This is a genomic window from Streptomyces sp. NPDC000941 (genome assembly GCF_053599555.1).
Genome location: NZ_JBSFMM010000424.1, coordinates 1 through 4,445, shown reverse-complemented (window position 1 = coordinate 4,445; position 4,445 = coordinate 1). Strand labels below are relative to the sequence as shown.

At 74.6% G+C, this 4,445-nt stretch carries 3 protein-coding genes; 1 reads left to right on the top strand and 2 read right to left on the bottom strand.

Annotation, left to right across the window (positions count from 1 at the left end):
• Positions 1-2,554: cation-translocating P-type ATPase (locus tag ACWDSL_RS52120; protein WP_450496647.1), on the top strand; the 2,554-nt coding region annotated here is incomplete at its 5' end.
• Between the two features lie 25 nt (positions 2,555-2,579).
• Here the strand turns inward: ACWDSL_RS52120 and ACWDSL_RS52115 are convergent.
• Both ACWDSL_RS52115 and ACWDSL_RS52110 read right to left on the bottom strand, forming a co-directional pair.
• Positions 2,580-3,491: an MBL fold metallo-hydrolase gene (locus ACWDSL_RS52115; protein ID WP_450496645.1), complete on the bottom strand. Its 912-nt coding sequence runs from the start codon at positions 3,489-3,491 to the stop codon at positions 2,580-2,582.
• A gap of 185 nt (positions 3,492-3,676) precedes the next feature.
• Positions 3,677-4,330 (bottom strand): LysE family translocator, encoded by a 654-nt coding sequence (locus tag ACWDSL_RS52110; RefSeq protein WP_450496643.1) that lies wholly within the window; start codon positions 4,328-4,330, stop codon positions 3,677-3,679.
• Positions 4,331-4,445: the final 115 nt, after the last annotated feature.

The following is a 4,445-nucleotide window of genomic DNA, read 5'->3' as shown; positions in this document are numbered from 1 at the left end:
GCCCGGCCCCCGCGTCATGCAACCCGTGGGCACCCGGACCGGCGGCCACCCCCCGGCCGAGGCCGCCGCCCGCGCCCGCGCCCCCGGCGCACCGCGCACCGGAGAGCCGCCCGCCACCAGCCTGCCCTCGGCGTTCATCGAGGAGCTGGCCAACCCCCTCACCCCGGTGCTCGCCGCCGGGGCCGCGCTGGCCGCGGCCGTCGGATCGCGCACCGACGCCGCCCTGGTGGCCGCCATCACCGGCACCTCCGCGCTGGTCGGTGCGGTCCAGCGGGTCAGGACCGAACGCGCCCTGGCCGAGCTGTTCGCCCGCTCCGCCATCGGCGCGCGGGTACGCCGCGGCGGCACCGAGCGGCTGGTCGCCGCCGGTGACCTGGTGGCCGGCGACATTGTCGCGCTGCGCCCCGAGGACGTGGTGCCCGCCGACTGCCGGCTGCTGGAGGCCGAGGGCCTGGAGGTCGACGAATCGTCGCTGACCGGCGAATCCCTCCCGGTGGCCAAGGACCCGGCGCCGGTGGCCGCCGCGGACATCACCGGGCGCCGCTCGATGCTCTACGAGGGCACCACCGTCTCCGCCGGACGGGCGGTGGCCGTCGTGGTGGCCACCGGCACCTCCACCGAGGTCGGCCGCAGTCTCGCCACCGCGCGTCAGGCCGCGCCCGTCACCGGCGTGGAGGCCCGGCTCGGCAGGCTCACCCGGGCCAGCGTGCCCATCGCCCTCGGCTCCGCGTCCGCGGTCTCCGGAGCCGGACTGCTGCACGGCCGCAAGCTGACCGACACCCTGTCCTCCGCGGTCAACCTCGCCGTCGCCTCCGTACCCGAAGGGCTGCCCTTCCTGGTCAACGCGGCCCAGCTCGCCGCCGCACGCCGCCTGGCCGACCTCGGCGCGCTGGTGCGCAACCCCCGCACCATCGAGGCGCTGGGCCGCGCCGACGTCCTGTGCTTCGACAAGACCGGCACCCTCACCGAGGGCAACCTCCAACTCGCGTCCGTCATCAGCGACGGAGAGGACCAACTGCCCGCCGACCGGCTCGACAACCCGCGCAAGGCCGTGCTCGCCGCCGCGCTGCGCGCCACCCCGCCCGCCCGGCAGGCCGAACCCATGGCCCACCAGACCGACCGCGCGGTGATGGCCGGAGCCCGCCGCACCGGCGTCACCGTACGACACGGCGCCCCCCGCTGGCGGCGCACCGACTCACTGCCCTTCGAACCCTCCCGGGCCTACCACGCCACCGCCGGGCGCACCTCCCACCGCATGCTGCTGAGCGTGAAGGGCGCACCGGAGAACGTGCTGCTGCGCTGCGCACACCGGCGGACCCGGGACGTACGGAGCCGGGACGTACGGACCCCGCTGGACAGCGCCGCCGCCAAGGAACTCGCCGACCGCGCCGAGGAACTGGCCGGTGCGGGCCGCCGGATCCTGGCCGTCGCCGAGCGGCCCATGGCGGACGACGAGGAGCTGACCGACGAGTCCGTACGGGACCTGGACTTCCTCGGCTTCATCGCGCTCGCCGACCCGGTCCGCACCAGCGCCGCCCCCGCCACCAGGCGGCTGCACGAGGCGGGTGTGCACACCGTGATGCTCACCGGCGACCACCCGGCCACCGCGGACGCCATCGCCGCGACCGTCAGCGACGTCCCGGAACCGAAGGTGTGCACGGGCCCCGAACTGGACGAACTCGACGACGCCAGGCTCGACGAACTGCTGCCCACCGTCGATGTGATCGCCAGGTGCAGCCCACGCCACAAGGTCCGCATCGTCCAGGCGTACCAGCGCCTCGGCCGGGTCGTGGCGATGACCGGCGACGGGGCCAACGACGCCCCCGCCATCCGCCTCGCGGACGTCGGGATCGCCCTCGGCCGGCGCGGCACGCCCGCCGCGACCGCCGCCGCCGACCTGGTCGTCGGCGACGACCGGCTGGAGACCATCGTCTCGGCGCTCATGGAGGGGCGGGCCATGTGGGCCTCGGTACGGGCCGCGCTCGCCATCCTCATCGGCGGCAACCTGGGAGAGGTCACCTTCAGCGTGGTCACCTCCGCGCTCACCGGCGGCACACCGCTGAGCGCCCGGCAGATCATGCTGGTCAACCTGCTCACCGACCTCGCGCCCGCGCTCGCCATCGCGGTGCGCGAGCCGACCGGCCACACCGGCGAGCGGCTGCTGCGCGAAGGCCCGCACCGCTCCCTGGGCACCGCCCTGACCCACGAGATGCTGCTGCGCGGCGCCATCACCGCCCTCGGCGCGGGCATGGCCTGGTCCGGCGCCCGGCTCACCGGCCGCGGCCGGCGCGCGAGCACGGTCGCGCTCGTCGCCCTGGTCGGCACCCAGCTCGCCCAGACCCTGGCCACCGGCGGCCTGGACCGGCACGTCCTGATCGCCGGGTTCGGCTCCGCGGCGGTCCTCGCGGGCATCGTCCAGACACCGGGCGTCAGCCAGTTCTTCGGCTGCACCCCGCTGGGCCCGGTGGCGTGGGGCATCACCATGGGCTCCATCGTCACGGCCACCCTGGTCGGCTCGGCGCTGACGCCGCTGGTGCGCGGTATGGCGGCGTAGGGCGCGGGCGTACGGCGTGCGGGGCTTACCAGCGTACGGCCGAGAAGTCGATCGCCTGGGGCCTCAGCGCCCGCACCCGGTCCGTAAGCTCCGCCATGCGGCGGGCCGTCTCGGCGGCGGGCAGCCGCTTACGGTCCCCATGGCCGGGCAGCAGCCACTCGAAGCGCAGCCGCGGGACCGTACGGACCAGGGACGCGGCCAGCTCCTCGATGGAGTACCAGGTGACGCTCTCCACGACCTCGATATCCGCCGTGGTGCGCGACCAGTAGAGGCTGTCGCCGCTGAAGCAGTACCGGTCGTCCGCGACGTACAGCACGCTGCCCTCGGTGTGCCCGGGCAGCGGATGGGCGACCACGCCGTCGGCCACCTCGACCGGCTCGACGCCGCGCAGTACGCGGTCCGCGTCCGGGGCCGCGGCCAGATCGCCCTCGTGGATCCACAGCCGGGCGCCGAAGCGGTCCGCCCAGCGGCGGCCGTGCGCCGCGTGGTCGCGGTGGGTGAGCAGCACATCGGTCACCGGGCCCAGCGCCTCGTACCGCCCCGCCAGCGCCTCGCTCCAGCGCGGGGTGTCGACCATGACGCTCCCCGAACGGCGGTGCAGCAGATACGAGTTGGCCGCGGCGGTGTGCGTCGAGTTGTGTCCGCACAGCCGGACGGAGTCGTCCAGGGCCAGCGGAAACGGGTCGAGCGCCGGATCGAGCCGCTGCCCGGCGGGAGGGCGGATCGACCGGGTGTGACACGCGTACGCGGCGGTGTGCAGCAGCCTGGTCTCCGCCTCGTCGCGCGGCTGGCGCAACACCCGCGAACGGCCGTCGGCCTCGCCGATCAGCCCCGGCGCGAGCTGCCGCGCCACATCGCAGTTCGTACAGCGGTCGTCCACGTGCCAGCCGCCCTGCCGGTCGCCCTGCCCAGGGTCCGGCTGCGCCGTGTCGCTCATGGTTCAAAGTCCCTTCCGTCTGTGCCGATTCCTCTGCCGATCACGGCCGGTGTGCGGCCGCTCACCCCATGGATATCCCGGGCGCGGCCCAAAAAAGAAGAGGGGCCGGACCTTGTTGTTTTCCGGGGAGGGGACTCTGAGCGACCGCGGCACACGCGGAAGGTTTGTGGCGGTTTGTCGGTCCGTCAGCGGGTGTCGAGCGCCAGCCGGACCGCGAGCCCACCGAAGATCACGGCCGACGCCCGCTCCAGCCGGCGGCGGAAGGAAGGCCGGCTGAGCAGCTTGTCCGCCAGGCTTCCGGCGGCCAGCCCCACCGTGGCGTCCACCGGCAGCCCGACCATGATGAACAGCCCGCCGAGCGTCAGCAGCTGCAGCCACACCGGCCACGCCCCGTCGCCCACGGTCAGGAACTGCGGCAGAAACGCCAGGTAGAAGAGGATGACCTTGGGGTTGGCCACATTGGTGAGCGTCGCCATCAGATAGAGCTTGCGCAGCGGCCGACGGGGCGCGGCGGCGACCGGCGCGGGCCCCTGCTCGGCCTGGCCGGGCGTACGGCGGCCCGCCCGCCAAGAGGTGATGGCGAGGTAGATCAGAAACACCGCACCGGCCAGCCGCACCACCTCCAACGCCTCCGGAGCCGCCCGGAACAGCGCACTCAGACCGAGCGCCGCGGCGAGCGTATGCACGGCCAGCCCGGTCGACATCCCGAGCGCGGCCACCACTCCGGCGCGGCGGCCTCCGGCCGTGGCGTTGGCCACGATGAAGAGCATGTCGGGACCGGGGGCGATGGTGAGCAGGAAGGCGGCCGCGACGAAGGCGGCGATGAGGGAGAGTTCCATGCGGCGAGTATCACCGGGGTGGTGAAGCTGACCCAAGGCGTTTTCGTGGTGGCGGGGGTGCGGTGGGCGGTGCGGCGGCTGTCGGGGCCTGGGCTGGGGGCCGGGGGCCGCCTCG